23 protein-coding genes and 2 tRNA genes are annotated in these 24,302 nt (G+C 73.1%); 10 read left to right on the top strand and 15 right to left on the bottom strand.

From position 1 onward, the window contains the following. Positions 1 to 83: 83 nt before the first annotated feature. Positions 84 to 160 (bottom strand) — tRNA-Pro (locus ACZ4K2_RS28070). Positions 161 to 317: 157 nt separating this feature from the next. Here ACZ4K2_RS28070 and ACZ4K2_RS28065 point away from each other — a divergent pair. Then, positions 318 to 388: transfer RNA gene (locus ACZ4K2_RS28065), tRNA-Gly, on the top strand. A gap of 180 nt (positions 389 to 568) precedes the next feature. Here the strand turns inward: ACZ4K2_RS28065 and ACZ4K2_RS28060 are convergent. Next, positions 569 to 763, bottom strand: a complete 195-nt coding sequence (locus ACZ4K2_RS28060) for a hypothetical protein (RefSeq protein WP_467477049.1) — start codon at positions 761 to 763, stop codon at positions 569 to 571. 438 nt (positions 764 to 1,201) lie between these two features. Between ACZ4K2_RS28060 and ACZ4K2_RS28055 the strand changes: the two genes are divergently transcribed. After that, positions 1,202 to 2,380: an acyltransferase family protein gene (locus tag ACZ4K2_RS28055; protein WP_467477045.1), complete on the top strand. Its 1,179-nt coding sequence runs from the start codon at positions 1,202 to 1,204 to the stop codon at positions 2,378 to 2,380. Here ACZ4K2_RS28055 and ACZ4K2_RS28050 read toward each other — a convergent pair. Together ACZ4K2_RS28050 and ACZ4K2_RS28045 are read right to left on the bottom strand one after the other, a co-directional pair. Beyond that, on the bottom strand, positions 2,377 to 2,844 hold the full coding sequence (locus ACZ4K2_RS28050) for an HD domain-containing protein (protein WP_467477043.1): 468 nt from the start codon (positions 2,842 to 2,844) through the stop codon (positions 2,377 to 2,379). The genes ACZ4K2_RS28055 and ACZ4K2_RS28050 overlap by 4 nt on opposite strands. 30 nt (positions 2,845 to 2,874) lie before the next feature. Beyond that, positions 2,875 to 4,044 (bottom strand): SpoIIE family protein phosphatase, encoded by a 1,170-nt coding sequence (locus ACZ4K2_RS28045; RefSeq protein ID WP_467477040.1) that lies wholly within the window; start codon positions 4,042 to 4,044, stop codon positions 2,875 to 2,877. Positions 4,045 to 4,205: 161 nt separating this feature from the next. Here ACZ4K2_RS28045 and ACZ4K2_RS28040 point away from each other — a divergent pair, with 161 nt between their 5' ends. Beyond that, entirely contained in the window at positions 4,206 to 5,447 is a 1,242-nt protein-coding gene (locus tag ACZ4K2_RS28040; protein WP_467477037.1) for a GNAT family N-acetyltransferase, read from the top strand. A gap of 61 nt (positions 5,448 to 5,508) precedes the next feature. On the opposite strand, the gene ACZ4K2_RS28035 is transcribed toward ACZ4K2_RS28040, so the two are convergent. Then, positions 5,509 to 6,318, bottom strand: a complete 810-nt coding sequence (locus ACZ4K2_RS28035; RefSeq protein WP_467477035.1) for an Fpg/Nei family DNA glycosylase — start codon at positions 6,316 to 6,318, stop codon at positions 5,509 to 5,511. Positions 6,319 to 6,377: 59 nt separating this feature from the next. Further along, a complete protein-coding gene (locus ACZ4K2_RS28030) occupies positions 6,378 to 6,866 on the bottom strand; it encodes a ribose-5-phosphate isomerase (protein WP_467477034.1) in 489 nt (162 codons plus the stop codon). A 257-nt stretch (positions 6,867 to 7,123) separates the two neighbouring features. Here ACZ4K2_RS28030 and ACZ4K2_RS28025 point away from each other — a divergent pair, with 257 nt between their 5' ends. Next, positions 7,124 to 8,542 carry an amino acid permease gene (locus tag ACZ4K2_RS28025; RefSeq protein WP_467477030.1) on the top strand — a complete coding sequence of 473 codons (1,419 nt, stop codon included), beginning with the start codon at positions 7,124 to 7,126 and terminating at the stop codon, positions 8,540 to 8,542. A 289-nt stretch (positions 8,543 to 8,831) separates the two neighbouring features. On the opposite strand, the gene ACZ4K2_RS28020 is transcribed toward ACZ4K2_RS28025, so the two are convergent. Further along, positions 8,832 to 11,099, bottom strand: coding sequence for a heavy metal translocating P-type ATPase (locus ACZ4K2_RS28020; RefSeq protein WP_467480075.1), 2,268 nt, complete (start codon positions 11,097 to 11,099; stop codon positions 8,832 to 8,834). A gap of 95 nt (positions 11,100 to 11,194) precedes the next feature. Continuing rightward, a complete protein-coding gene (locus tag ACZ4K2_RS28015) occupies positions 11,195 to 11,473 on the bottom strand; it encodes a heavy-metal-associated domain-containing protein (RefSeq protein WP_467480076.1) in 279 nt (92 codons plus the stop codon). 188 nt (positions 11,474 to 11,661) lie between these two features. On the opposite strand from ACZ4K2_RS28015, the gene ACZ4K2_RS28010 reads away from it, so the two are divergent. Both ACZ4K2_RS28010 and ACZ4K2_RS28005 read left to right on the top strand, forming a co-directional pair. Beyond that, on the top strand, positions 11,662 to 12,606 hold the full coding sequence (locus tag ACZ4K2_RS28010) for a hypothetical protein (protein WP_467480077.1): 945 nt from the start codon (positions 11,662 to 11,664) through the stop codon (positions 12,604 to 12,606). Between the two features lie 30 nt (positions 12,607 to 12,636). Then, entirely contained in the window at positions 12,637 to 12,918 is a 282-nt protein-coding gene (locus tag ACZ4K2_RS28005) for a metal-sensitive transcriptional regulator (protein ID WP_467480078.1), read from the top strand. Positions 12,919 to 13,120: 202 nt separating this feature from the next. Here ACZ4K2_RS28005 and ACZ4K2_RS28000 read toward each other — a convergent pair whose 3' ends face one another. Further along, complete coding sequence (locus tag ACZ4K2_RS28000) at positions 13,121 to 13,687, bottom strand: rhodanese-like domain-containing protein (protein WP_467480079.1); 567 nt, start codon at positions 13,685 to 13,687, stop codon at positions 13,121 to 13,123. A gap of 79 nt (positions 13,688 to 13,766) precedes the next feature. Here ACZ4K2_RS28000 and ACZ4K2_RS27995 point away from each other — a divergent pair, with 79 nt between their 5' ends. Next, positions 13,767 to 14,048 (top strand): metal-sensitive transcriptional regulator, encoded by a 282-nt coding sequence (locus tag ACZ4K2_RS27995; RefSeq protein ID WP_467480082.1) that lies wholly within the window; start codon positions 13,767 to 13,769, stop codon positions 14,046 to 14,048. Positions 14,049 to 14,093: 45 nt separating this feature from the next. Here the strand turns inward: ACZ4K2_RS27995 and ACZ4K2_RS27990 are convergent, their stop codons facing one another. Both ACZ4K2_RS27990 and ACZ4K2_RS27985 read right to left on the bottom strand, forming a co-directional pair. Then, on the bottom strand, positions 14,094 to 14,843 hold the full coding sequence (locus tag ACZ4K2_RS27990; RefSeq protein ID WP_467480084.1) for a sulfite exporter TauE/SafE family protein: 750 nt from the start codon (positions 14,841 to 14,843) through the stop codon (positions 14,094 to 14,096). 339 nt (positions 14,844 to 15,182) lie between these two features. Further along, positions 15,183 to 16,559, bottom strand: a complete 1,377-nt coding sequence (locus ACZ4K2_RS27985; protein WP_467480086.1) for an MBL fold metallo-hydrolase — start codon at positions 16,557 to 16,559, stop codon at positions 15,183 to 15,185. Positions 16,560 to 16,702: 143 nt separating this feature from the next. Here ACZ4K2_RS27985 and ACZ4K2_RS27980 point away from each other — a divergent pair, with 143 nt between their 5' ends. Next, a complete protein-coding gene (locus tag ACZ4K2_RS27980; protein ID WP_467480088.1) occupies positions 16,703 to 17,176 on the top strand; it encodes a hypothetical protein in 474 nt (157 codons plus the stop codon). A gap of 111 nt (positions 17,177 to 17,287) precedes the next feature. Here the strand turns inward: ACZ4K2_RS27980 and ACZ4K2_RS27975 are convergent, their stop codons facing one another. From ACZ4K2_RS27975 to ACZ4K2_RS27965, 3 genes are all read right to left on the bottom strand, one after another. Further along, positions 17,288 to 18,028 (bottom strand): class I SAM-dependent DNA methyltransferase, encoded by a 741-nt coding sequence (locus tag ACZ4K2_RS27975; RefSeq protein WP_467480090.1) that lies wholly within the window; start codon positions 18,026 to 18,028, stop codon positions 17,288 to 17,290. An 82-nt stretch (positions 18,029 to 18,110) separates the two neighbouring features. After that, entirely contained in the window at positions 18,111 to 18,863 is a 753-nt protein-coding gene (locus tag ACZ4K2_RS27970; RefSeq protein WP_467480092.1) for a class I SAM-dependent methyltransferase, read from the bottom strand. Between the two features lie 150 nt (positions 18,864 to 19,013). Further along, on the bottom strand, positions 19,014 to 19,793 hold the full coding sequence (locus ACZ4K2_RS27965; protein ID WP_467480094.1) for a hypothetical protein: 780 nt from the start codon (positions 19,791 to 19,793) through the stop codon (positions 19,014 to 19,016). 474 nt (positions 19,794 to 20,267) lie between these two features. Between ACZ4K2_RS27965 and ACZ4K2_RS27960 the strand changes: the two genes are divergently transcribed. Both ACZ4K2_RS27960 and ACZ4K2_RS27955 read left to right on the top strand, forming a co-directional pair. After that, positions 20,268 to 20,744 carry a hypothetical protein gene (locus ACZ4K2_RS27960; RefSeq protein WP_467480096.1) on the top strand — a complete coding sequence of 159 codons (477 nt, stop codon included), beginning with the start codon at positions 20,268 to 20,270 and terminating at the stop codon, positions 20,742 to 20,744. A 287-nt stretch (positions 20,745 to 21,031) separates the two neighbouring features. Further along, positions 21,032 to 23,137 (top strand): NHL repeat-containing protein, encoded by a 2,106-nt coding sequence (locus tag ACZ4K2_RS27955; RefSeq protein WP_467480098.1) that lies wholly within the window; start codon positions 21,032 to 21,034, stop codon positions 23,135 to 23,137. A 39-nt stretch (positions 23,138 to 23,176) separates the two neighbouring features. Here ACZ4K2_RS27955 and ACZ4K2_RS27950 read toward each other — a convergent pair. Continuing rightward, on the bottom strand, positions 23,177 to 24,302 hold a 1,126-nt coding region (locus tag ACZ4K2_RS27950), incomplete at its 5' end, for a helicase-related protein (RefSeq protein ID WP_467769978.1).

The following is a 24,302-nucleotide window of genomic DNA, read 5'->3' as shown; positions in this document are numbered from 1 at the left end:
CGGGACACACGGGCTCGCAGCTTGCATAGTAACCGCAGCCGGTCAGCGCCCCAAAAGGCGATCATCACGACGTTATGTACCGGTGGTCGGGGTGGCGGGATTTGAACCCACGGCCTTCCGCTCCCAAAGCGGACGCGCTACCAAGCTGCGCCACACCCCGTCTGGTGCGAGACGTAGGGTACATGCCCCGGCCGTTCGCGTCGGCCGCATTCCCGGGGCGGCGCGCGGGGTCCGGTGCGCAACTCGTTGGCCTCGGCGGCGGGCGACCCGCTACGATGCCTTCAGTGCCGCGGTCACCGGACCTGCGGCGCAGTGCTGCGGGCGTAGCTCAATGGTAGAGCCCTAGTCTTCCAAACTAGCTACGCGGGTTCGATTCCCGTCGCCCGCTCTCATGGCTCAGGGCCAGGTGGAGGATCATTCCCCCACCTGGCCCTGAGCTTTTTCCCGGGGCGTCCCGGCGCGGCCGTGCGCGCGTCCCCGCCGGGCGAGGGCGGGGCGGCCGGCGCGGCCCCCGGTGGCCCGGAGCCCGGCCGGGGCCACGGGCTCCGTGATCACGGGCGGGCCGGTGTCAGAACCTGATCGAGTTGATGGAGTTCGCTATCGAGTCCAGGAAGCGCTGGATCGACGGCGCCATGCCGGTGGAGGCCAGGAAGAAGCCGAAGAGTATGGCGACGATGGCGGGTCCCGCCTTGATGTTCCCCCCGCGGATCAACACCACCAGGATGATCGCCAACAGCAGCACCACAGACAGTGAAATGGCCACAACTGATCACACCTTCGGTCGGTCCGCTCTCCCGGCCCGGTGGTACCCACGGCACCCCCGCCAGAACCATCGTGCCACCAACTCGGCCACCCTATGCGGCCCGTGACGCGACGTCGGGCGCGAAGCCGGTGCGGACGACCACCCGCACGGTAATGCGAGCGAGCACCCACACGTGACTCGCCGATCGACCACGCGATTTCACCTCCGCCTCCACACATCTCATGCGCAGGTAATTCGAATTGCCGGCACGAAGACGCCAGATGCACCCTTTGGCCGGGATGAATCCGCACATCGGGGGTGAACCGAGGGGGCCGGTGTGGGCACCGACACGGCACACCCGGGCATGAGTTCGGCATTCTCCGGGCATTCGAACATGCCGACCGGGAATGATTCCGCGGGATTTCCGCGGAAAGGCGGGAGCGCCGTAGGGTGCCTGGAATGTTCGACGCCGCCCCGCCCCCCGGCCGCGACCGCGGGCCGCTCCCCCCGGCACAGCCGCCGGCGGACGGAGTGCCCGGACCGCGCACCCCGAGCAGCGCGCAGGAGCGGCCGGCGGCGCCGGACAGACCGGGCGGACAGCGCGACGCGTTCTTCGACAACGCCAAGTACCTGGCCATCGTGCTCGTCGCGACGGGGCACGCGTGGGAGCCGCTGACGGACGACAGCCGGCTCCTGGCGGCCGCGTACAGCGTGGTCTACGGCTTCCACATGCCGGCGTTCGTCATCATCTCCGGCCACTTCTCGCGCGGCTTCGACATGCGCCCGGACCGGCTGCGGCGGCTGATCACCGGCGTCGCCGTGCCGTACGTCCTGTTCGAGACGGCGTACTCGCTGTTCAGGAACCTCGTCAGCGGTTCCGGCGGCGACATCAGCCTCCTGGACCCCTGGTACCTGACCTGGTTCCTGGCGGCCCTGTTCGTCTGGCGGCTGACCACTCCCGTCTGGAGGCTGCTGCGCCGGCCGCTGCCGGTGGCGGTCGGCATCGCCATGCTGGCGACCGTCAGCCCGGACATCGGTGACGACCTCGACCTCCAGCGCGTCCTGCAGTTCCTGCCGTACTTCGTGCTCGGCCTGTGCCTGAAGCCGGAGCACTTCCACCTGGTCCGCCGGCGCCGGGTGCGGATCGCCGCGGTGCCGGTGTTCGCGGCGACGCTGGCGGCCGGCTGGTGGGCGGTGCCGCGCATGGACACCGGGTGGCTCTACCACCGCGACTCGGCGCAGGAGCTGGGCGCCCCGTGGTGGTGCGGCCCGGTGATGACGGCGGCGCTGACGGTCTGCTCGCTGGTGCTGACGGCGTGCTTCCTCTCCTGGGTGCCGGGCCGCAGGACGTGGTTCACGGCGCTCGGCGCGGGCACGCTCTACGGCTACCTGCTGCACGGCTTCCTGGTGCGGCTCGCCGACTACCGCGGCTGGTACGCCCCCTCCTGGCTGCACCACCCGCCCGGCCAGGTCCTGGTGACGGCGATCGCCGCGACCGCCGTCACCGCGCTGTGCACGCCACCGGTGCGGCGCGCCTTCCGCTGGGCGGTGGAGCCGAGGCTCCGGTGGGTGTTCCGGCAGGACCCCGCCGACCCCGCCCGGGAGCGGCAGCGGCGGCGGGAGACGGTCGGCGCCTAGGGGACCTCGTCCGGACCGGGTCGGGCCAGGCCGAGGAGTGCGTGCATCCGGGTGTACTTCGCGGTCAGCCGGCGCCGGGTCGGCCCGTCGAGGACCGCGAGGCGCCGCGGGTCGGCGTTGTGGGCCAGGTCGGCCTGCTTCACCAGCAGCGCGCCGGGGGTGGCGAGGATCCGGCCGGCGTACGCCTCCGGCGGCTCCCCGGGCCGTCTGGTGAGGGCGCGCACGACGGCCTTGGTGCGGGCCGTGAGGGCGGCACCGGCCAGCCACTGCTCGCTGAGCGCGGCGTCCTCCAGGGCGTCGTGCAGCCAGGCCGCGGCGATCTGCTCCGCGTCGCCGCCGCGGGCGCGCACGCCCTCGGCGACGGCCGCGAGGTGCTCGGCGTACGGCCGTCCGGCCTTGTCCGTCTGTCCGTCGTGCGCGGCCCGCGCGAGGCTCTCGACCTCGGCGAGGGTGAGGTGCGTCATGCGCCCAGTGTCGCCCGTGCCGGGACCCGCTCAGCGGCCCGCGGCCGCCTCGCGGCAGATCAGCAGGAGCGCCCGGTCGTCGTTGACGTCCTTGGCGACCGCCTCGATCAGGTGCCAGGCGGCCCCGTGGAAGCCCCCGGCCACGTAGCGGTCGGCCTCGCCGGTGAGCCGGTCGATGCCCTCCACGATGTCCCGGTCGGAGGTCTCCACCAGGCCGTCCGTGAACAGCATCAGCACGTCCCCGGGCCGCAGCGAGCCCTTCACGGAGTCGAACTGGGCGCCGTCGTACACGCCGAGGAGCGGGCCCTCGGCGGCCTTCTCCTCCCAGCGGCCGCTGCCCGCGCTGAGCTGGAGCCCCGGCGGGTGGCCCGCGGAGTACAGCTCGTAGTCCCCGGAGTCCAGGTCCAGGACCAGGTGGATGGAGGTGGCGAAGCCCTCGTCCCAGTCCTGGCGGAGCAGGTAGCCGTTGGCGGCCGGGAGGAAGGCGTGCGGGGGCAGGGAGCCGACCAGGCCGCCGAAGGCGCCTGACAGCAGCAGGGCGCGCGAGCCGGCGTCCATGCCCTTGCCGGACACGTCGGTCAGCACGACCTCCAGCGTCCGGCCGCCGTTCGTGCGGGAGGCGACGACGAAGTCCCCCGAGAAGGACTGGCCGCCCGCCGGGCGCAGCGCCATCTCGTGGTGCCAGCCCTTGGGCAGCTTGGGCAGCTTGCTCTGCACCCGGATCCGCTCGCGCAGGTCGAACAGCATGGTGCCGCCGCGCCGCCAGGGCACGCCCACCCGGCTGCGGAACTGCGCGGTCAGCAGCCCGAAGAAGCCGCACGCGGCGACCACCAGCACGATGCCCGGGGTGACCCGGGAGGGCCCCTCGGTGTACGGGCCGAGCCGGACCGACTCCACGATCAGCGCGGTGGCCGCCGCCGCGTACAGGCCGAGCAGGCTCGCCGGGCGCAGCAGCAGGCCGCCGGCGACGATCGGCAGCACCAGGGTGGCCGGGGAGCACCACACCGGGTCGAGGAGCGTCATCACCGCGAGGACCGGGACGGCCAGCAGCAGGCCGGCGAACGCGATCCAGTCCGAGCCGTTGCCGCGGAAGTAGTCCACGGCGCTTCTGCGCAGCGCGACGCGGGCCCGGTGCCACTGCATCTTCCACCGGGCCGTGAACGTCTCGGCCTTCGCGCGCCGCTGTCGTCCTGCTGCCATCAGTTCGGGACCCTATCCAGCCGACCGGCTGCTTGGCACGGGAGGTACCACTTGTCCCCCGTGCGAGGTTGCGGCGGACCCCCGTGTCCACGGGCCGCGCGACGGGTGAGGCGGGCGGAAAATCGCTGGCCGGTGCCCCGGTGCCCTGATAGGCATGGCGTATGGGGACTCTTCACGGAACCGGCCCGGCGGTACTGCGCGAGGACGAGTGGGACCGGTGGCACGACGCCTTGTACCGGGCCTTCGGAGCGGGACCCGCACCGGCCGAGAAACGCGAAGTGGACCGGGCGGTCACCGAGTTGGACCGCTCGCTGGCCGTCTGGGACGGGGCGGAGCTGATCGGCACGGCGGGGGCGTACAGCTTCCGGGTGACGGTGCCGGGCGGTGCCGCGGTCCCGGCGGCCGGGGTGACGATGGTGAGCGTGGCCGCCACCCACCGGCGGCGCGGGGTGCTGACCTCGATGATGCGCCGGCAACTGGACGACGTGCGCGCGCTGGGCGAGCCGTTGGCGATGCTGACCGCGTCCGAGCCGGCCATCTACGGGCGGTTCGGGTACGGCGCAGCGACGTTCGCGTATTCCGCCGAGATCGACACGAGCCGGGTGACCCTCTCCCTGCCCGCCGGCACCGACGAGGTGCGGGTGCGGTACGCGGCCCCGGCGGACGTCCTCGACGACTGCGAGGCGGTGTACGCGGCGCTGGTCCCGCGGCGCCCCGGCATGCTGGCCCGCCGGCCCCACTGGGAGCGCACGGCGCTGGTCGACCCGGAGGGCGAGCGCAACGGGGCGTCGCCGCTGCGCTGCGTGGTGGCCGAACGGGACGGGCGGGTCACCGGGTACGCCCGCTACCGCACCAGGCCCTCCTGGAGCGAGCGCGGCGGCGACGGCACGGTGGAACTCAAGGACCTGGCCGGGCTCGACCCGGTGACCGAGGCCGCGCTGTGGCGGTTCCTGTTCGGCGTCGACCTGATGACGACCGTGAAGGTGGGGTCCCGGCCGGTGGACGACGCCTGGCTGAACCTGGTCTCGGACACCCGCCGGTGCCTGCCGCGGCTGCGCGACGACGCGTACCTGCGGCTCGTGGACGTCGGCGCGGCGCTGGCGGCGCGGACCTACCAGGCGCCCGTGGACGTCGTGTTCGAGGTGGAGGACGCGTTCTGCCCGTGGAACGCGGGGCGCTGGCGGCTGACCGGGGATCCGAAGGGCGCCTCCTGCGAACGGACGACCGACGCGGCGGATATCGCGCTGTCCGTGCGGGAGCTGGGCTCGGCCTACCTGGGCGGGGTGCCGCTGCTGTCGCTGGCGGCGGCCGGCCGGGTGCGCGAGCTGCGGCCGGGGACGGTGGCGGAGGCGTCCGTGGCGTTCGGCTCGCCGGTGGCCCCGTGGCTGCCGCACGGCTTCTAGGCGGAGGGTCACCCGTGCTCCGGGCGGGCCGGTGCGGGCGGCGGCCACCGGTGGCCGCCGGTCACCGGCGCTGGCAGCCGGGGCACCAGAAGAGGTTGCGGGCGGCGAGGCCGGCGGTGCGGATGCCGGTGCCGCAGACGTGGCAGGACAGGTCGGCCCGGCGGTAGACGTAGACCTCGCCGCCGTGGTCGTCGACGCGGGGCGGGCGGCCCATCGCCTCCGGGGTGTGCTCGGGGCGGACGGTGTCGATGCGGTTGTTCCGCACGCCCTCCCGCATCAGCGCGACCAGGTCGGCCCAGACGGCGTCCCACTCGGCCGGTGTGAGGTCGCGGCCCGCGCGGTACGGGTCGATGCCGTGCCGGAAGAGGACCTCGGCGCGGTAGACGTTGCCGACACCGGCGACGACCTTCTGGTCCATGAGCAGCGCGGCGACGGTCGTGCGGCTGCGGGAGATCCTGCGGTAGGCGGCGCCCGGGTCGGCGTCCGCGCGGAGCGGGTCGGGGCCGAGCCGGTCGTGGACCGCCCGCTTCTCGGCGTCCGTGATCAGGGCGCAGGTGGTGGGGCCGCGCAGATCGGCGTACGAGGTGTCGTGCGCGAGCCGGAGCCGGACGGTGTCCGTGGGCGGGGGCGCCGGGGCGTCGCCGAAGCCGACCTTGCCGAAGAGGCCGAGGTGGATGTGGACCCAGTCGACGTCCCGGAAGCCCAGGAAGAGGTGCTTGCCGTGGGCCTCGGTGGCGGTCAGCGCGCTGCCGTCCAGGAGGGCCGCGGCGTCGGAGAACTTGCCCTGGGGGCTGGTGACGCGGGGAGCCGTGCCGCGGAAGCGGGTGGCGTAGTCGTGCGCCAGCCGGTGGATCGTGTGCCCCTCTGGCACGGTTCCCCGTTCCTCTCGGTCCTGCGGGGCCCGGTGTCCTGCCGGGCCCCGGGACGGGCTCAGTCCTGCTGCGGGTGGTGGGCGGGGATCGGCGGGAGGTCGCCCGTGGTCTCGTAGTCCGAGAGCATGTCGATCCGGCGGATGTGGCGCTCGTCACCGGAGAACGGGGTGCCGAGGAAGACCTCGACGAACTTGGTCGCCTCCTCCGTGCTGTGCATCCGCGCACCCACGGCCACCACGTTGGCGTTGTTGTGCTGACGGCCGAGCGCCGACGTCTCCTCGCTCCAGGCGAGCGCCGCGCGCACGCCCTTCACCTTGTTCGCGGCGATCTGCTCGCCGTTGCCGGAGCCGCCGATCACGATGCCGAGGGCGTCCGGGTCCGCCGCCGCCTTCTCCGCGGCGCGGAGGCAGAACGGCGGGTAGTCGTCCTGGGCGTCGTAGAGGTGCGGCCCGCAGTCCACGGGCTCGTGGCCGGCGGCCTTCAGCCACTCGACGAGGTGGTTCTTCAGTTCGTAGCCCGCATGGTCCGAGCCGAGATACACGCGCATGCAACGAGTGTGACACGCCCGAACGGGGGCAGCCGCGTCGGGTAGTGACGCGGAAATCGGCCCGACGAAATGTGAGCCGCACCATAGAACCCGGAGGGAACCTCGGGTAACGATACGGATTCAGAGGTTCCCGAATTCGTTGGCCTCAGATTCACTGGACCGCCTCGTACACCGCTCGTACGTGGCCCCGTACCGAGCCGCACAACGGCACCCCCCTCGTACGGGGAACGCTCCACCGGCGCAAAGGAAATCCGTCCATGACCCCTGGTTCCGGACTTCAAGCAGGCCTCAAGAACCGCCATCTCACGATGATCGCCATCGGAGGTGTGATCGGAGCCGGACTCTTCGTCGGGTCGAGCTCCGGCATCGCCACCACGGGCCCCGGCATCCTGCTGTCCTACGCCCTCGTCGGCACCCTCGTCGTCCTCGTGATGCGGATGCTCGGCGAGATGTCCGCCGCCAACCCCACCTCCGGCTCCTTCTCCGCCCACGCCGACCGCGCGCTCGGCCGCTGGGCCGGTTTCTCGATCGGCTGGCTCTACTGGTTCTTCTGGGTCGTGGTGCTCGCCGTCGAGGCGACCGCGGGCGCCAAGATCCTGGAGGGCTGGGTGCCGGCCGTCCCGCAGTGGGGCTGGGCACTGATCGTGATGTTCGTGCTGACCGCGACGAACCTGGTCTCCGTCGGGTCCTACGGCGAGTTCGAGTTCTGGTTCGCCGGCATCAAGGTCGTGGCGATCGGCGCGTTCGTCGTCGTCGGCCTGCTCGCGGTGTTCGGCGTGCTGCCGGGCGTCCACGCCGACAAGGCGAGCTTCGCCAACCTGACGCACGAGGGCGGGTTCCTGCCGCACGGTCCGGGGGCGATCCTCACCGGTGTGCTGCTGGTCGTCTTCTCCTTCATGGGCAGCGAGATCGCGACCCTGGCGGCCGGCGAGTCGGAGGACCCGCAGCGCGCGGTCACCAAGTCCACCAACAGCATCATCTGGCGGATCGGCGTCTTCTACCTCGGCTCGATCCTCGTCGTGGTCTCGCTGCTGCCGTGGAACGACCCGGCCATCCAGAAGGACGGCTCCTACGTCGCCGCGCTGGACTCCCTCGGCATCCCGCACGCGGGCGAGGTCATGAACGTCATCGTGCTGACCTCGGTGCTGTCCTGTCTCAACTCCGGCCTCTACACGGCCTCCCGGATGGCCTTCTCGCTCGGCCAGCGCGGTGACGCCCCGAAGGCGTTCGCCCGCACCACGTCCCGCGGCGTCCCGATGGCGGCGATCCTGTCCTCGGTCGTCTTCGGCTTCGTGGCGGTCTTCTTCAACTACCAGTACCCGGACACCGTCTTCCTGTTCCTGCTCAACTCCAGCGGCGCGGTCGCGCTGTTCGTGTGGCTCGTCATCTGCTTCTCGCAGCTCCGGATGCGCAAGATCATCCAGCGTGAGGCGCCGGAGAAGCTCGTCGTGAAGATGTGGCTGTACCCGTACCTGACCTGGGCGACGGCCGCGATGATCGTGTTCGTCCTGGTGTACATGCTGTTCGACACCGAGAACAACGGGCGGGAGACGGTGCTGCTGTCCCTGCTGGTCGCGGCGGTCGTGCTGGTGGTCGCCGTGGTGAAGCAGAGGCTCTCGCCGAACGGCCCGGCCCCCGCGGCCGAGGCCCCGGCCGACAAGGTGCCCGTCGGCTGATCCACCCCACCGCGGCACACGGCCGCGCGACCCGGCGGACCCCGCCGCGGCGCGCGGCCGTGCCGCGTTCCGGCCCCCGGCGGCCCGGTGGCCCGGTGTACGGGGCCGGACTCCCCGTACGCCGGCGGGGGCCGGCCGCGGGGCGGGGCCGTCGTGGTTCCGGGGCGGCCGGCCGCTTGCGGGGTTCCCGGCCGGGCGTGGGTGCGTCCGGGACGTGGGAGAGGTGGGGGGGGGGGGGGGGGGGGGGGGGGGGCCCCCCCCCCCCCCCCCCCCCCCCCGCCGGTGGGCATCAGGCCGTGGCCTTGAAGCCGCGCAGCCGCAGGCTGTTGCTGACGACGAAGACGGAGGAGAACGCCATGGCGGCTCCGGCGATCATCGGGTTGAGCAGGCCGGACGCTGCCAGCGGCAGGGCGGCGACGTTGTAGGCGAAGGCCCAGAACAGGTTGGACTTGATGGTGCCCAGCGTCCTGCGGGCCAGGCGGATGGCGTCGGCGGCGGCCCGCAGGTCGCCGCGGACCAGGGTGAGGTCACCGGCCTCGATGGCGGCGTCGGTGCCGGTGCCCATGGCCAGGCCCAGGTCGGCCTGGGCCAGCGCGGCCGCGTCGTTGACCCCGTCGCCGACCATCGCCACCGAACGGCCCTCTCCTTGCAGGCGCTTGACCACGTCGACCTTGTCCTCGGGCATGACCTCGGCCAGCACCTCGTCGATGCCGACCTCCGCGGCCACCGCCTCGGCGACGGCCTTGTTGTCCCCGGTCAGCAGGATCGGCGTCAGCCCCAGGTCACGAAGCCGTGCGACGGCCTCGGCGCTGGTCTCCTTGACGGCGTCGGCGACCTCCAGGACCGCCCTGGCCTCGCCGTCCCAGGCCACCGCGATCGCGGTACGACCCGCGGCCTCGGCGTCCGCCTTGGCCCGTGCCAGACCGGCCGGGAGGCCGATGGCCCACTCGGCGAGCAGCTTGCTCCGGCCCACCAGGACCGCGTGGCCCTCGACCACACCCTGGACACCGAGCCCCGGCACGTTGGCGAAGTCCTCCGGGGTGGGCAGGGAACCGACCCGGCCGGTGGCGCCCGCGGCCACGGCTTGGGCGATCGGGTGCTCGGAGGCGTGCTCCAGGGCGCCCGCCAGGCGCAGCACCTCCTCCTCCGGGGTGCCGGGGGCGGCGTGCACGGCGAGCAGGGTCATGCGGCCGGTGGTGACGGTGCCGGTCTTGTCCAGCACGATGGTGTCGACCTTGCGGGTGGACTCCAGCACCTCGGGACCCTTGATCAGGATGCCGAGCTGGGCGCCGCGCCCGGTGCCGACCATCAGCGCGGTCGGGGTGGCCAGGCCGAGCGCGCAGGGGCAGGCGATGATCAGGACGGCGACGGCCGCGGTGAACGCGGCGGTGATCCCGGCACCGTTGCCGAGCCAGAACCCGAGGGTGCCGAGCGCGAGGGCGATGACGACGGGGACGAAGACGGCGGAGATCCGGTCGGCGAGCCGCTGCGCGGCGGCCTTGCCGTTCTGCGCGTCCTCCACCAGCTTGGCCATGCGCGCGAGTTGGGTGTCGGCGCCCACGCGGGTGGCCTCCACCACCAGGCGTCCGCCGGCGTTCACGGTCGCGCCCGTGACGGCGTCGCCGGCGCCGACCTCGACGGGCACGGACTCGCCGGTGAGCATCGAGGCGTCGACCGCGGAGGTGCCCTCGACGACCGTTCCGTCGGTGGCTATCTTCTCGCCCGGCCGGACCAGGAACCGGTCGCCCGCCTTCAGTTCGCCGACCGGGATCTGCTCCTCCCGGCCGCCGCGCAGGACGGTGACGTCCTTGGCGCCGAGCTGGAGCAGCGCGCGCAGCGCGGCGCCGGCCTTGCGCTTGGAGCGGGCCTCGAAGTAGCGCCCGGCCAGGATGAAGGCGGTCACCCCGGCGGCCGCCTCCAGGTAGATGTTGCCCGCGCCGTCGCTGCGGGCGATGGTGAGCTCGAACGGGTGGGTCATGCCGGGCATGCCGGCGCTGCCGAAGAACAGCGCCCACAGCGACCACAGGAACGCCGCCGAGGTGCCCACCGAGATCAGGGTGTCCATCGTGGCCGTACCGTGCCGGGCGTTGGTGAACGCGGCCTTGTGGAAGGGCCATGCGGCATAGGTCACCACGGGTGCCGCCAGCGTCAGCGACAGCCACTGCCAGTACTCGAACTGCAGCGCCGGGACCATGGCCATCGCGATGACGGGCACCGCCAGCACCACGGCCGTGACCAGCCGCTGCCTGAGCGGCGCGAGTTCGTCGCCGGCCGCGTTCCCCTCGTCCCCGCCGTCCCCGGAGCCGGCCGCGCCGGGCGCGGATGCGGGCTTCGGTTCCCGGGCGGTGTACCCGGTGGCCTCCACCGTGGCGATCAGGTCGGCGACGGCCGTGTCCGCCCCGAAGGAGACCTTGGCCTTCTCGGTGGCGTAATTGACGGTGGCGGTGACCCCGTCCATCCGGTTCAGCTTCTTCTCGATCCGGGCCGCGCACGAAGCGCAGGTCATACCGCCGATGGCGAGTTCGACCTCGGCTGTGTCAGGGACCGTGGTGGCCATCACTGCTCCTCGGACTGGGTCTGCGGACAGGGTCTGCGACAAGGGGGGAGGGGCGCCGGGCCCACGGACGGGCCCGGCGCGCCGGAAGGGGGGAATCAGGCCGTGCGGCCGGTGAGTTCGTAGCCGGCCTCGTCGACGGCCTTCGCCAGCAGCGCGTCGTCGGGCTCGCCGGCGGTGGTCACGGAGACGCGGCCGGTCTCGACGTCGACGTCCACCGACAGGACGCCGTCCAGGACGCCGATCTCCTTGGTGAGCGTGGCCTCGCAGTGCCCGCACGTCATGCCGGACACGTCGTAGACGATGGTCGTGCCCTCGGTGACCTGCACCGTCGCGGTGTTCGTGGAGCAGCTGCCGTCAGGCGTGCAGCAGGACATGGTTCCTCCCGGAGGATGTGGACTGGGTGCGCCGTAGGTACCCCTGGGGGGTACCTAGGTGGGTCCATATATACCCCCCAAGGGTATCTTTGGCAAGCGGCGCCCGACCCTCTTGCGAGTACCCCCCGGGGGTATATAGTCCCCGGTGTCCGGCACGGACGAAGACCCGCCGAGGAAGAGGTACTCCCATGAACACCGGGGTCAAGATCACGGCTTTCGCGGCCGCCGTCGCGGCGACCTTCGCCGCCTCCTACGGTGTCGGCGCGGCTGCCGACCCCATCACCAAGGACGCACAGCCCGCCGCCCACACCGCGCACGACGGCCCGGCACCCGCCGCCCACGGCGGAGCCCACACCGACGCGACACCCGCCGGCCTCCAGATCTCGCAGGCGGGGTACACCCTCGACCTGTCGACCCCCCGGGTCACCGCGGGACGCGAGGGCGAACTCCGCTTCGCCGTCCGGGACCAGCGGGGCCGGCCGGTCACCTCGTACCGCACCGAGCACGACAAGGAACTCCACCTCATCGTGGCCTCACGCGACCTGGTCACCTTCCGGCACCTCCACCCCGTCCGGGCCGCCGACGGCACCTGGAGCACCCCCGTCACCCTCCCGGACGCCGGCTCGTACCGCGTCTTCGCCGACTTCACCCCGGCCGCCCGGGGCGCCACGGGACTCACCCTGGGCGCCGACCTCGCTGCCTCCGGCACCTACCGGGCCCCCGCCCTGCCCGAGCCGGCGGCCACCACCACCGTGGACGGCTACACCGTCACCCTCGACGGCGAACTGACCCCCGGCAAGGCGGCCGGCCTCACCCTCACCGTCAGCCGCGGCGGCCGTCCGGTCACCGACCTCCAGCCCTACCTCGCCGCCTACGGCCACCTGGTCGCCCTGCGCGCCGGTGACCTCGCCTACCTCCACGTCCACCCCGAGGGCGCGCCCGGCGACGGCACCACCGAGCCCGGTCCCGCCGTCTCCTTCACCGCCACCGCGCCGAGCGCGGGCACCTACCGCCTCTTCCTCGACTTCAAGCACGGGGGCACCGTCCACACCGCCGCCTTCACCGTCCGGACCGGCGAGTCCGCCCCGCCGGACGCGCCGGACGCCGAGGGACACGGCGACCACCGGCACTGACCACACGCCGACGGCGAACAGGAGGAGACGATGGCCGGCTACAGCACCGGCAAGCAGGACGTGCTCAGACGGCTGAAGCGAGTCGAGGGGCAGGTGAGGGGACTGCAGAGGATGGTGGAGGAGGACACCTACTGCATCGACGTCCTCACCCAGGTCGCCGCCACCACGCGCGCCCTGCAGTCCTTCGCGTTGCGGATGCTCGACGAGCACATGGACACCTGCGTGCGCACCGCCGTCGCGGAAGGCGGCGAGGACGGGATCGCGAAACTGAAGGAAGCCGGCGACGCCGTCGCCCGCCTCGTGCGTTCCTGAGGCGTGGGACCGGCGGCGGCCCGGCCCGCGGCGGCGCAAGCGCACCGGACGCCGCCTGCGGGGGTAGCTCGACGGGGGTGGAGCCGGGCGCCGTGGAGAAGGCGTCTCGCCGGCTCCGGCACCGCGACGAACCGCAGGCGCGCCCGGGCCGGCTCCCGGGTGGAGCCGGCCCGGGCGCGCCGGGCCCTGGAAGCGGTGGCGGTCAGCCGGCCAGGGCGGCGAGGGTGGTGTCGAGGTCGGTGGCCCGGGGCCGGTTGTGGGGGAGCTTGGCGAGCAGCCGGGCCATGCCGCAGGTGTCGGTCACGGCGGAGAAGGCCAGGCCGCCCGCGACACCCGCGGACAGCAGACGGGCCGCGGGCCACCGCCGGCCGGCCAGCAGTCCGGTCAGGACCAGGGATCCGGCGGCCAGGCGGACCTGGCGCTCCATCGCCCAGCCGGTGCGGGCGCCCTCGGGGCGCCGCACCTCGTGGCCCGCCTCGATCCAGGCGGTGGTGCCGCCGGTCAGACCGGCGGCGGCTATGCCGTGCCCGGCCAGCCGCTCACGGGCCTGGCCCGAGCGGTTGCCGCTCGCGCACACGAGGAGGAGGTCGCCACGGCCGGCGGCGGCCCGCAGGGCGGGCAGGGCGACGTCCAGGTGGTCCAGGGGGACGTTGTGGGCGCCGGGGAGGTGGCCGGAGGCGTACTCACCCGGGGTGCGGACGTCGACGACGGTCAGTTCGCCGAGACGGGCGTGGGCCTGGGCGGCGGTGAGGGAGGCGGTGTGTGCCACGGGGGATCGTTCCTTTGCTCTTCATGGTGCACCTCTTCGCTAAGATACCCAAGGGGGTATTCGCGAAGGAGTGTGGGCTGTGGACTTGGCGATGGCGGCCGAAGACCTGAAAACGGTGGTCAACCGGCTGCGCAGGGCGCAGGGGCAGATCGCCGGTGTGATCAAGATGATCGAGGAGGGGCGGGACTGCGAAGAAGTGGTCACGCAGCTCGCCGCGGCCTCCCGGGCGCTGGACAGGGCGGGCTTCGCGATCATCGCCACCGGCCTGCAACGCTGCCTGAGCGATGCCGACATGGCCGCCTCGGAGGACCGGGAGCAGATGCGCGCCCGTCTGGAGAAACTGTTCCTTTCACTGGCCTGAGCGGGGGAGCCGCCGCCGGACGCCGAGGCGCCCGGCGGCGGTGGTTCAGACGACGGCGTCGACGAGCATGAGGGCGGCGACCGCCAGCAGCACGACCGCGAAGACGCGTTGCAGCAGCGTGCCGGTGACCTTGGCGGCCAGGCGCTTGCCGTCCCAGGCGCCGAGGATCGCGGTTGCGATGAAGGGGCCGACCAGCGCCCAGTCGACGCCCGCCGTGGTGGCGCCCCGGGTGGCGAGCGCGGCGAGCGCGTTCGCCGAGATGACCAGCAGGCTGGTGCCGACGGCGGCCTGCATGTCGAAGGCCAGCACCGTGACCAGCGCGGGGACGGCGAGGAAGCCCCCGCCGACGCCGAGCAGTCCGGTCAGCGCCCCCAGCCCGGCACCCGTGCCCGCGGCCTTCGCGGGCCGCACCGCCGCCGGATCGCCGGGGCTGGTACGGCCGGGGCGGAGCATGTGTACGGCGGCGAGGCCGGCGATGCAGGCGAACGCGGCGGTCAGGACCGGCTGGGGCAACCGGGAGGAAGCGGCACCCGCCGCGGCGGCGGGCACCAGCCCGGCCGCGGCGAACAGGGCACCGGGGCCCCAGCGCACATGACCGGCGCGCGCATGCGCGTACAGGGCGGTGAGCGAGGTGGCCGTGACGATGATGAGGCTGGCGGTGGTGGCGGCGGCCGGCGGGAACCCGAGCAGGTAGATCAGCGCGGGCACCGCCAGGACGCTGCCGCCCCCGCCGAGCGCGCCGAGCGCGAGCCCGACCGCGGCACCGGCCACCAGCGCCAGGATCAGCGCGCTCACCGTATGCCGCCGCGGTACCGGCGCGCGGTGCCGACCGGCAGCCCCTCGTCGCCCCAGGCAATCATCAGGCCGACGGCATCGGCGACATGGGCAACATCGACGGCTCCCGCCCCGCGGGCCACGGGTACTGGCTCACCCGGCGCGGCCGCCCCCGGCACCGGAGGGCGCGGCGGCGGCCGCAGCGCGCCGGTCGCCTGCCCGGTCCGCCACCCCGGCAGCTCACGGACCGGCGGGACGGCCCGCCCGTCACCGGTCTGCCGGTGGGCCCGTGGCGGAGCGAGGCGGGCCGGGCGCCGGGGAAGAAGCGAGTACATCGGTCGATCACTCCGTACGAGTCGTTCAGCGGGTGCCGTCGGGCCGGGTGAGGCTCAGACCCGCCGCGGTGGCCGCGTCGAAGCCGTCGTCCACGGCGACCACGTCACGGCCCGCGGCGTCGAGCAGGGACGCGGCGATCGCCGCGCGCATCCCGCCGGCGCAGTGCACCCACACCACCCCGCCGGGCACCTCGCCGATGCGGCCGGGCAGTTCGTGGATCGGTATGTGGACCGACCCCTCCACGAACCCGCCCACGCGCTCGGCGTCGCGCCGCACGTCCAGCACCACCACCTGCTCGCCACGCTCGCGCGCCGCGGCCAGGTCGGCGAAGCGGGCCCGGGGGAAGGAGGCGAGCTGCTCGCCCGCGCGGACCCAGCCGGCCGGATCGCCGGTGGCGGCGGCCGCCGGGCGGTCGACACCGACCCGGGCCAGCTCCCGCTGCGCGTCGGCGATCTGCCCAGGCGTCTCGGCCAGCAGGGTGACCGGCTTGCCCCAGGGGATCAGCCAGGCCAGGTAGGTGGCGAGCTGCCCCTCGCCCTCGAAGTTGAAGGAACCGGCGAGGTGTCCCCGGGCGAAGGCGACCCGGCTGCGCAGGTCCACCACCCACTCACCCGCGGCCAGCCGGGCGGCGATCTCCTCGGCGTCGGCGGGCGCGGGCGGCGTGAGGTCGACCGGCGCGGGGCCGGCGGCGTTGGCCGGGCCCATGTGCGTGTAGTAGGCGGGCACGTCGTCCAGCGCGGCGAGCATGTCGGCGACGAAGGTGTCCACGTCCCTGGTCAGCGCGTCGTTGCGGCGCCGCTCCGCCCCGATCGTCGTCGTGTCCCCCTGTGCCTGGGCGGAGGAGCAGAAGCTGCCGAAGCCGTGGGTCGGCAGCACCGGCACCTCGTCGTCCAGCTCGTCGGCCAGGCGGTGGGCCGAGGCGTGCTGGGCGCGCGCCAGCCGCTCGGTGAGCCGCGGTTCGACCAGGTCCGGCCTGCCCACGGTGCCGATCAGCAGCGATCCGCCGGTGAACGCCGCGACTCCCCGGCCGTCCTCCTCCAGGACATAGGCGGTGTGGTGCGGGGTGTGGCCGGGGGTGGCCACCGCGCGCAGCGTCAGGCCCTCGTCGACCGGGAACGTGTCACCGTCGTCGACCGGGGTACGGGCGAAGGCGACCGACGCCCCGGCCGGCACCAGGTAGCGGGCGCCGGTCACGCGGGCCAGCTCCAGACCGCCGGTGACGTAGTCGTTGTGCAGGTGGGTCTCGGCGACGCAGGTGATCCGCACCCCGCGCCGCGCCGCCGCCGCGATGACCTGCTCGATGTCGCGGGGCGGGTCCACCACCAGCGCGGTCCGGCTCCCGCCGGCCAGATAGCTGCGGTTGCCCAGGCCCTTGAGTTCCAGGGTGTCGACGAAGAACACGACTGCGACTCCTCTCAGGTGACGATGTACCCCCGGGGGTATCTGTCCGTCCACCATAGCAGGGGTACCCCCGGGGGTATTTTGGGGTCGCGCGGCGGCACTGCCGACGAGGTCCGCACCCCGTTCCCGGGCAGAATGAGCCCATGGCCGTACACGAGGACGCGGCGTTCACGCTGCCGCGAGGTGCCACCGGAGTCTTCCGGCCGGAGGACGGGCCGCTGCCGGAGACCGATCCGCGGGCGTTCCGGGCAGCGCTGTACGCGGCCGCCCGGGTGGCCGGAGGCCAGGTGGGGGAGCAGGAAGAGCGGTCCTACCCCTGCACGTTCCACACCGCGGTCATCCAGGGCGCAGCGGAGTACGTCGTCCTGTGCCACGCCCACCACCCGTGGATCGCCTTCGCCCCGGAACGCAGGCTCTGGTACACCGAGGAGTTCCTCGCCCCGCCGCCATGGGCCGGTGTCTTCGCCGACCTGGGGTTCACGGTGCTGGACCGCGCGCGGCTCACCCTGCCGCTCCCGGACGTCGACACCTCGGTCCTGACCCGGGGGGAGTGGCGCCAGGTCCGCCTGTACGGCATCACCACGCTGGGCGGACTGCTCTTCAACGCCTGGGACTGAGGGACGGGCCGGGTTTCGCGTTCGTCACCCGGGTGAAAGGGGCGGAGACGACAGGTCACCGGGCGGTCGAGCGCCCGTCCGGAGACCCCGTCTCCTGTTCGACGGCCGGTCTCAGACCGGCTTGCGCCACACGGAGATGTGCTTGGGGGAGTCCTGGGTGAAGGCCGCCCCGTCCCAGTCGGCGACCCGGCGTTCGAGTTCGAGACCGGCGATCCGTGCCATGAGGTCGAGCTCCGCAGGCCAGGCGTAGCGGTGCCGGGAGGCGCCGCGGCGGTAGCGGCCGTCGTCGCCGTCGCGGGTGAAGTGGTGCGATACGAGGACCTGTTCGACCAGATCGAAGGTGTCGAAGCCGAGGTGCCGCTCGGAGACGTCGAACGGCACCGCGACCTGGCCGGGCGGCAGGAAGCGCAGCGATGGCACGCCCAGCTCGATGACGAACCGGCCGCCGGGCCGCAGATGGCGTGCGGCGTTGCGGAAGCACTCGACCTGCTCGTCCTGAGTGAGCAGGTTCGTGATGGTGTTGTAGACGAGGTAGACCAGGGCGAACTCACCGGCGACGGTGGTGGTGGCCATGTCCCCGACGGCGACCGGGAGCGTGTCCTCGTCGACCTTGCGGCGCAGCACCGCCACCATGTGCTCGGACAGTTCGATGCCCACCACCGGTACGCCGCGTTCCCTGAGCGGGACGCCCACCCGTCCGGTGCCGATCGCGAACTCCAGCGCGCGGCCGTCCCCGGCGAGTTCGGAGAGGAAGGCGAGAGTCGGTCCGAGGACGGCGGCCGAGGACATCTCGGTCTCCTCGGCGTCGTAACGGTCGGCGGTCGCGCGGCTCCACAGCTCACTGCTCGTCACGGTTGGCCACTCTGCCGCGGGCGGGCGGCGCTGTCGACGCATTTACCGTCCGACGGCTCACCGGGCCGGCCGAGCCGTCGGGTCACAGCGGTACTTCGACGACGAAGAACAGGAAGCACGGCTTGGTCGAGAGGCCGCGGAAGCCTTCCGGGAACAGTTCACGCGCGGCCCGGTCGGGCTGCGGCTCGCTGATCGCGGAGAGCCGGAAGCCGGCGGTGGTGAAGGCCTCGATCATCGCGTGCAACGGCCTGCGCCAGAACCTCATGGGGTACGACCGGCCGCCGAGCGGCCAGTCGAAGGTGTAGCTGGTGGTCGCGGAGTAGTCGGGCCGGGGATCCTGGAACGTGTAGGCCACGAGCGGGTGCTCCACCGACGCGATCAGCCGTCCGCCGGGCCTGAGCACCCGCCGCGACTCGGCCAGCGTCGGCCCCCAGTCCTCCAGGTAGTGCAGCACCAGTGACGCGATCACGTCGTCGAACGCGCCGTCGGCGAACGGCAGGTGGTCGCGCAGGTCGGCCTCGTGCAGGGCCACGTCGTCACTGAGCCGCCGCCTGGCCAGCGCCAGCATCCCGGCGCTGGCGTCGATCCCGGTGACCACCGCACCGCGGTCGCGCAGCGCGGCGGACAGGGGGCCGGCGCCGCAGCCGGCGTCCAGGATCCGGCGGCCGGACACGTCACCGGCGAGGGCCAGCACGGCCGGCCGCTCGTAGTACGCGTTCACGAGACTGTTCTCGGTCTCCGCGGCGTACGCCTCGGCGAAACTGTCGTAGTCGTTCTCCCCGGACGGATCCATGGGCTGGTCGGGAGCCTCGGGGACCTCGGGCGCACGTTCCATCGTGTCATCGTCGCAGCCCGGCGAGCCCGGCACTGCGGGATTCGCCGGATCCGCCGACACGGGCGGTGACACGGGCCCGGCCGTTCGCCCCCGCACCGCGCGGCGCCCCCGGCAGGGGCGCCGGGGGCGGGTGGCGGTGTGCGGTGGGGTCTACCGGTTCATCGCGTTGCCGGCCTGGTCGGTGGCGAGGCGGAACGAGTCGGTGATGAGCTGCCGCGTCGTCTCCTGGGTGGCGGCCCTGAGCGCGCCGGGATCGGCGGGCAGCGGGCTGCCGAGCAGCCTCTGCACGGGGTCGTCGGTGCCCTGGGTGCCGCCTTGGGTATTGTTGTCGCCCGCGCCTTGGGTGGCGCCCTGGGTGTTGCGGTCACCCGCACCCTGGGTGGCGCCCTGGGTGTTGCCGGTGCCGCCCTGGGCGCCGCCGAGGGTGTTGCGGGTGCCGTTCTGCGTTCCGCCCTGGACGTTGTTGGTCCCGCCCTGGGTACCGCCCTGGGCGTTGTGGGTCCCGGACTGGGTGCCGCCGAGCACGTTGTTGGTGCCGCCCAGCGTGCCGCCGAGGGTGTTGTGGGTCCCGCCGAGCTGGGTGCCACCCTGGACGTTGTCGGTGCCGCCCTGGGCGCCGCCCTGGATGTTGTGCCGCCCCCCTTGCGCGGCGCTCTGGGTGTTGTTCACGCCGCCCTGGGTGTTACCGGTCCCGCCCTGCGTACCGCCGCGGCCGCGGTCGCCGACGACCTGGACGTTGGTGCTGTTGCCGTCGCCGTGGTTGACGATGTCACCGACGAATCCGCCGTTGTTGAAGATGATCGTGTACTGGACGGGGGGTGGGGGAGCGTAGCGGAACTGCGTCTGTGCGGAAGCCTGGCTCGCGGCCGCTCCCGTCAGTGCCATGGCGGCGGCGACGGACATGGTGGTGCAGAGGCCAACCCGTTTCATGACAGCCCTTTCGTGCGGTAGACGGCGGATACGAAATTCCTGAGGCACCAAACTGTCGTAATTAGCCAATCGATATCCATAGCGACACGGACCTGTCACCCGTACAACCCACCCGGAATTATCGGAGTAATCCGAATTTCTTCGCGACGCCCGGCTGCTCTTCGCTCGTTTCCGGTATTCCTTCCGGTCGCCCATGGATTGGCGGGAAGTGCCTTGAGCGCCCGGTCGCCCGTCCGTGCGTCCGCGGTCGTGGATCGACGGCCAGCGGTGGTGGGTTGCGCCGGGAGGGGCCAGGATGTAGGGGGAGGGGGGAGACGGCGGAGGATGATCTACTGGATCAGCGCAGCGCCGGACCGCCGGTTACAGGTGAAGTCCCGTCCCTGCCGCGCGCGTTGAGTGGTGCCGGGCCCGGAAGGCCGGCTGCCGGAGCGGCGTCGCGGCCGTGGGCCGGCGGCGGCCGGAAGGAAGACCGAGATGCCTACCGACAGCGAACTTCTCAAGAGTGACGACAAACGGATCGAGGAGTTGTTCCGCAAGAGCCCGGCAGGTGAAATCCCGAAGGGCGCGATGGAAGGCAGGGCCGTTCTTCCTGCCGCCGGAGCGGCCACCGGCCTGCTCGCCCGCCTGGTGCGACTGATGCTGTGGCGCGGCAAGGTGTTCAGCCCGGAGGGCTACCTCAGCAACCGGCTCACACCGCTGGACGTGCTGTCGATCGTGGCCACGGTGGGCCCCGGGCTCAGCCGCCTCGACGACCAGGAATGCACCGTCATCGACTATTCCCACACCTCCCTGGTGTGCGGCAGCGTCCGCGACGAGCTCCGCCAGGTCGACCCGGACCTGTACCTGGGCCTGATCTGGCTGGCGGGCCGCAGGATCGGCTGGTTCACGCTGCGCGCACCGGGCAGCGGCCGGGAACAGTTCTCCGAGGGGTCCGTCCCCTTCGAGTCGTGACCGCGACGCCACCCCCCACCCCGGCACCCCGCCCCGGGCCGCCCGGACGACAGTGGCCCGCCCCGGCCCACGCACCCTCCGGCCGCACACCGCACCGCACATCCCTGCCGCGCACCGCATCGCGCACCTCGCCGTGGACGGCACCGCGCGTCCTCGCCGCGAACGCAGCCCGGTACGCCCCCCACCGCGTGCCGTCCGGCCCAGGCTCCGGTGCCCGTCGGCGCGTCAGACTCCGCCCCGCACACGGTGGTCGCGCACCGTGCCGCCCCGACGAAAGGCCGTCCGCCGTGCTCCCCGTCACCGGTTTCCGCCGAGCACCGGGTCCATCGAGGTCCGGCGCGCGCAAGCCCCGGCACGCTCCCGTCACCACCGGGGCCCTGGCCGCATCGGCCACCCTGGCCCTGGCGCTGACGGCCCTCCCCACAGCCGGTTCCCCGCCCCTCGAGTCCCCGGCCTCCGGACCACCGACCGCCGTACGGGGAACCGTCACCAGCGCGGGCGAACCGCTGCCCGACGCGGACGTCACCCTCTTCGGCGGTGACCGGAACGGGGTGCGGATGCTGGGGCACGCCACCACCGACGCCCGGGGATCCTTCCGGCTGAGCTCCGCCCGCCCCACCGGCTCGGTGTTCTACCTGGACGCCGTGCCGTCCGGACAGCGGAGCCTGCGGCTGCGGTCGGTGGTGGGAGTCGGCCAGGGCGGCGGAGTGCCCCAGCGCAGCGAGTCCACGGTCACGGTCAACGAGTTCACCACCGCCGCCGCCACCTGGGCACTGGCCCAGTTCACCGGCCACCGGGGCATCAGCGGGCCGAGCCCCGGCCTGGAGAACGCCGCGGCCACCTCCTACAACCTCGCCGACCCGGCCACAGGGAAGCCCGGCGCGATCGTCACCGACCGGAACAACGGCAGCCGCAACGACACACTGGCCACCCTCAACACCCTGGCCGACCTGGTGTCCCTGTGCGCGCCGGGAGCCGGCGGCGAACCGTGCCGCACCCTGCTGCACCGCGCGACACCACCGGGCGGCGACACCCCCAAGGACACGGCGCAAGCACTGCTCAACCTGGCCCGCAACCCCAGGACGGCCACCGGCCCGCTGTACGCCCTGGCCCGGCGGGCACACACCTACGCACCCCGGCTCACCGCCGCGCCCACGGCCTGGGTGCTCGCCCTGCACTACACCGCCCCCAAGGTCTACGCCCCGGGCCGCATGGCCCTCGACGCCAAGGGCAACGTGTGGGCCTCCAACAACTGGCTGCCGGGGACACGCGACCCCAGCCCCTACGTCACCGTGCAGGACCCGCTGGGCAGCCCGACCCTGCACAGCCCCATCAGCGGCGGCGGCATGAAGGCGGGCGCCTGGGGCATCGCCATCGACCACCGGGGAGACGTGTGGGTGCCCAGCTACGCCGGGAACGCCATGGCGAAGTACTCCTCGGCCGGTACACCGCTGTCACCGGGCACGGGGTTCGTGAACGGCGGCTTCAACCACCCCCAGGGCACCGCCGTCGACCAGAGGGGCAACCTCTGGATCGCCGACTTCTACGGCCTCAAAGGCAACCGCGGCAAAGGCAGCGTGATCGTCTACCCGCACGGCGACCCCAAGAAGGCGATCACCATCACCGGCGGCGGCCTCGACCATCCCTTCGCCCTGCAGATCGACGGCTACGGCCGGGCCTGGGTCACCAACGCCCGCGCCAACGGCGCCGAGCTCCTCGACAGCCGCACCCCCAAGGGGCACGTGGGCGGCAGCGTCACCGTCATCGACCCCGACTTCGAACCGGCCTCGTTCTCCCCGGTCAAGGCCCCCTCGCTGGACTGGCCGCTCGGTCTCGCCGTCGACTCCCGCGACAACGTCTGGGTGCCCGGCTTCGTCAGCGACTCGGTCACCGAGATCGCACCCGACGGCCACGTCCGCGGCGTGCACGAACTGTCCACGGGCATCGCCCCCTGGTCCGTGGCCGTCGACGGCGCCGACCGCGTGTGGGTCGCCGGTTTCGGCACCCCGTCCGTGTCCGTGCTGTGCGGCGCGAACACCGGCGCCTGCCCGCCCGGCTCCACCACCGGCACCGTGCTCTCCCCGCCCGGCGGCTACCGCAACCCCTCCATGCAGCACCTCACCGCCGTGCAGCTCGACCAGTCCGGCAACGTCTGGCTGGCCAACAACTGGTCCAAGCTCGTCCCGCCCACCGGCGGCACCGGCCTGGTCGAACTCATCGGCGCCGCCACACCCGTCTGCACCCCCCCTGCAACCCCTCCCGGCCCGCCCGGCGACCACCGCGGCCACGGCATGCCCCCTCCAGACCAGCACCCAGTCCAGATGACCCGTTCCGTCGGGCTGGCTGGGCGGCTGGGCTCGGCTCGGGGAGGGGTGGGTGACGCATGCCGGTGACCGCGTGACCGGTGGCCGGGTGCCGCGTGGTGGGTCAGGTCATGCCTGGTCGGTGGTTTTGGGTGCGGTGCCGGTGCGGCGGCGGGCGGGCCTTCGCCTGCCGCCCGCGCGGGCACCGGTGGACGCCCCGGCCGCGCCCGCCCCGTCCTTCTGCTGCGAGGTACGGCCCCGGCCCCCCGACGGCGCGGCCGTCGTGCCGGAGGCGCCGGAGGTGTTCGGGTCGGTGCGTCGCCGCGAGGTGCGCTTGCCCGTACCCGTACCCGTACCCGTGCCCGTGCCCGTGCCTGTGCGGGTGCCGGTCGCGCCGGAGCCGCTGGCGGGAATCTGGGTGGGGCGGTTGCCGCGGCGGGAGCGCCGGCCGCGCTTCGCACCGGTCGTGCCCTCCCCACCGGAGGCAGAGGGTGCCGGGGGTGCGGGGACCTCGATGGTCACGGCGGTGCCGGAGGGTTCGCGGGCGCCGGTGATCGCGGTCAGGGCCGCGTCGGCGGAGGTCACCCGGGCGGTGCGGGGCCGGATGCCCGCGTCCGTCATCAGCCGGGTCACCTCCCGCTTCTGCGCGGGCAGCACCAGCGTGACCACACTGCCCGAACCCCCCGCCCGCGCGGTGCGGCCGCCCCGGTGCAGATAATCCTTGTGATCGGCCGGCGGATCCACGTTCACCACCAGATCCAGATCATCCACATGAATGCCCCGGGCCGCGACATTCGTCGCCACCAACGCCGTGACCTGCCCGTTCTTGAACTGCTCCAGCGTCCGGTTGCGCTGCGGCTGCGAACGCCCCCCGTGCAGCGCCGCCGCCCGCACCCCCACCGACAACAACCGCTTCGCCAGCCGGTCCGCCGACCTCTTCGTGTCCAGGAACAGAATGACCCGGCCCTCCCGCGCGGCGATCCGCACGGTCACTTCCTTCTTGTCCGTCTCGTCCGCCACATGCAGCACATGGTGCTCCATCGTCGACACCGCCGCCGCCGACGGATCCACCGAATGCACCACCGGATCCGTCAGGAACCGCCGCACCAGACGATCCACGTTCCCGTCCAGCGTCGCCGAGAACAACAACCGCTGCCCGTCGGCCGGCACCCGCTCCACCAGCTTCGTGATCTGCGGCAAAAACCCCATGTCCGTCATCTGATCGGCCTCGTCCAGCACCGTCACCCCCACCCCG

The organism is Streptomyces sp. NPDC025833 (assembly GCF_055558055.1).
This window is presented reverse-complemented; position numbering and strand designations above follow the sequence as displayed.

Bases quoted from the DNA above. Each gene is read 5' to 3' on its own strand.
- ACZ4K2_RS28050 (WP_467477043.1), bottom strand. From the start codon at position 2,844: ATGACGCACCTCACCCTCGCCGAGGTCGAGAGCCTCGCGCGGGCCGCG.
- ACZ4K2_RS28055 (WP_467477045.1), top strand. From the start codon at position 1,202: ATGTTCGACGCCGCCCCGCCCCCCGGCCGCGACCGCGGGCCGCTCCCC.
- ACZ4K2_RS28025 (WP_467477030.1), top strand. From the start codon at position 7,124: ATGACCCCTGGTTCCGGACTTCAAGCAGGCCTCAAGAACCGCCATCTC.
- ACZ4K2_RS27960 (WP_467480096.1), top strand. From the start codon at position 20,268: ATGCCTACCGACAGCGAACTTCTCAAGAGTGACGACAAACGGATCGAG.
- ACZ4K2_RS27980 (WP_467480088.1), top strand. From the start codon at position 16,703: ATGGCCGTACACGAGGACGCGGCGTTCACGCTGCCGCGAGGTGCCACC.
- ACZ4K2_RS28045 (WP_467477040.1), bottom strand. From the start codon at position 4,044: ATGGCAGCAGGACGACAGCGGCGCGCGAAGGCCGAGACGTTCACGGCC.
- ACZ4K2_RS27970 (WP_467480092.1), bottom strand. From the start codon at position 18,863: ATGGAACGTGCGCCCGAGGTCCCCGAGGCTCCCGACCAGCCCATGGAT.
- ACZ4K2_RS28015 (WP_467480076.1), bottom strand. From the start codon at position 11,473: ATGTCCTGCTGCACGCCTGACGGCAGCTGCTCCACGAACACCGCGACG.
- ACZ4K2_RS28005 (WP_467480078.1), top strand. From the start codon at position 12,637: ATGGCCGGCTACAGCACCGGCAAGCAGGACGTGCTCAGACGGCTGAAG.
- ACZ4K2_RS27965 (WP_467480094.1), bottom strand. From the start codon at position 19,793: ATGAAACGGGTTGGCCTCTGCACCACCATGTCCGTCGCCGCCGCCATG.
- ACZ4K2_RS28020 (WP_467480075.1), bottom strand. From the start codon at position 11,099: ATGGCCACCACGGTCCCTGACACAGCCGAGGTCGAACTCGCCATCGGC.
- ACZ4K2_RS28010 (WP_467480077.1), top strand. From the start codon at position 11,662: ATGAACACCGGGGTCAAGATCACGGCTTTCGCGGCCGCCGTCGCGGCG.
- ACZ4K2_RS28040 (WP_467477037.1), top strand. From the start codon at position 4,206: ATGGGGACTCTTCACGGAACCGGCCCGGCGGTACTGCGCGAGGACGAG.
- ACZ4K2_RS28030 (WP_467477034.1), bottom strand. From the start codon at position 6,866: ATGCGCGTGTATCTCGGCTCGGACCATGCGGGCTACGAACTGAAGAAC.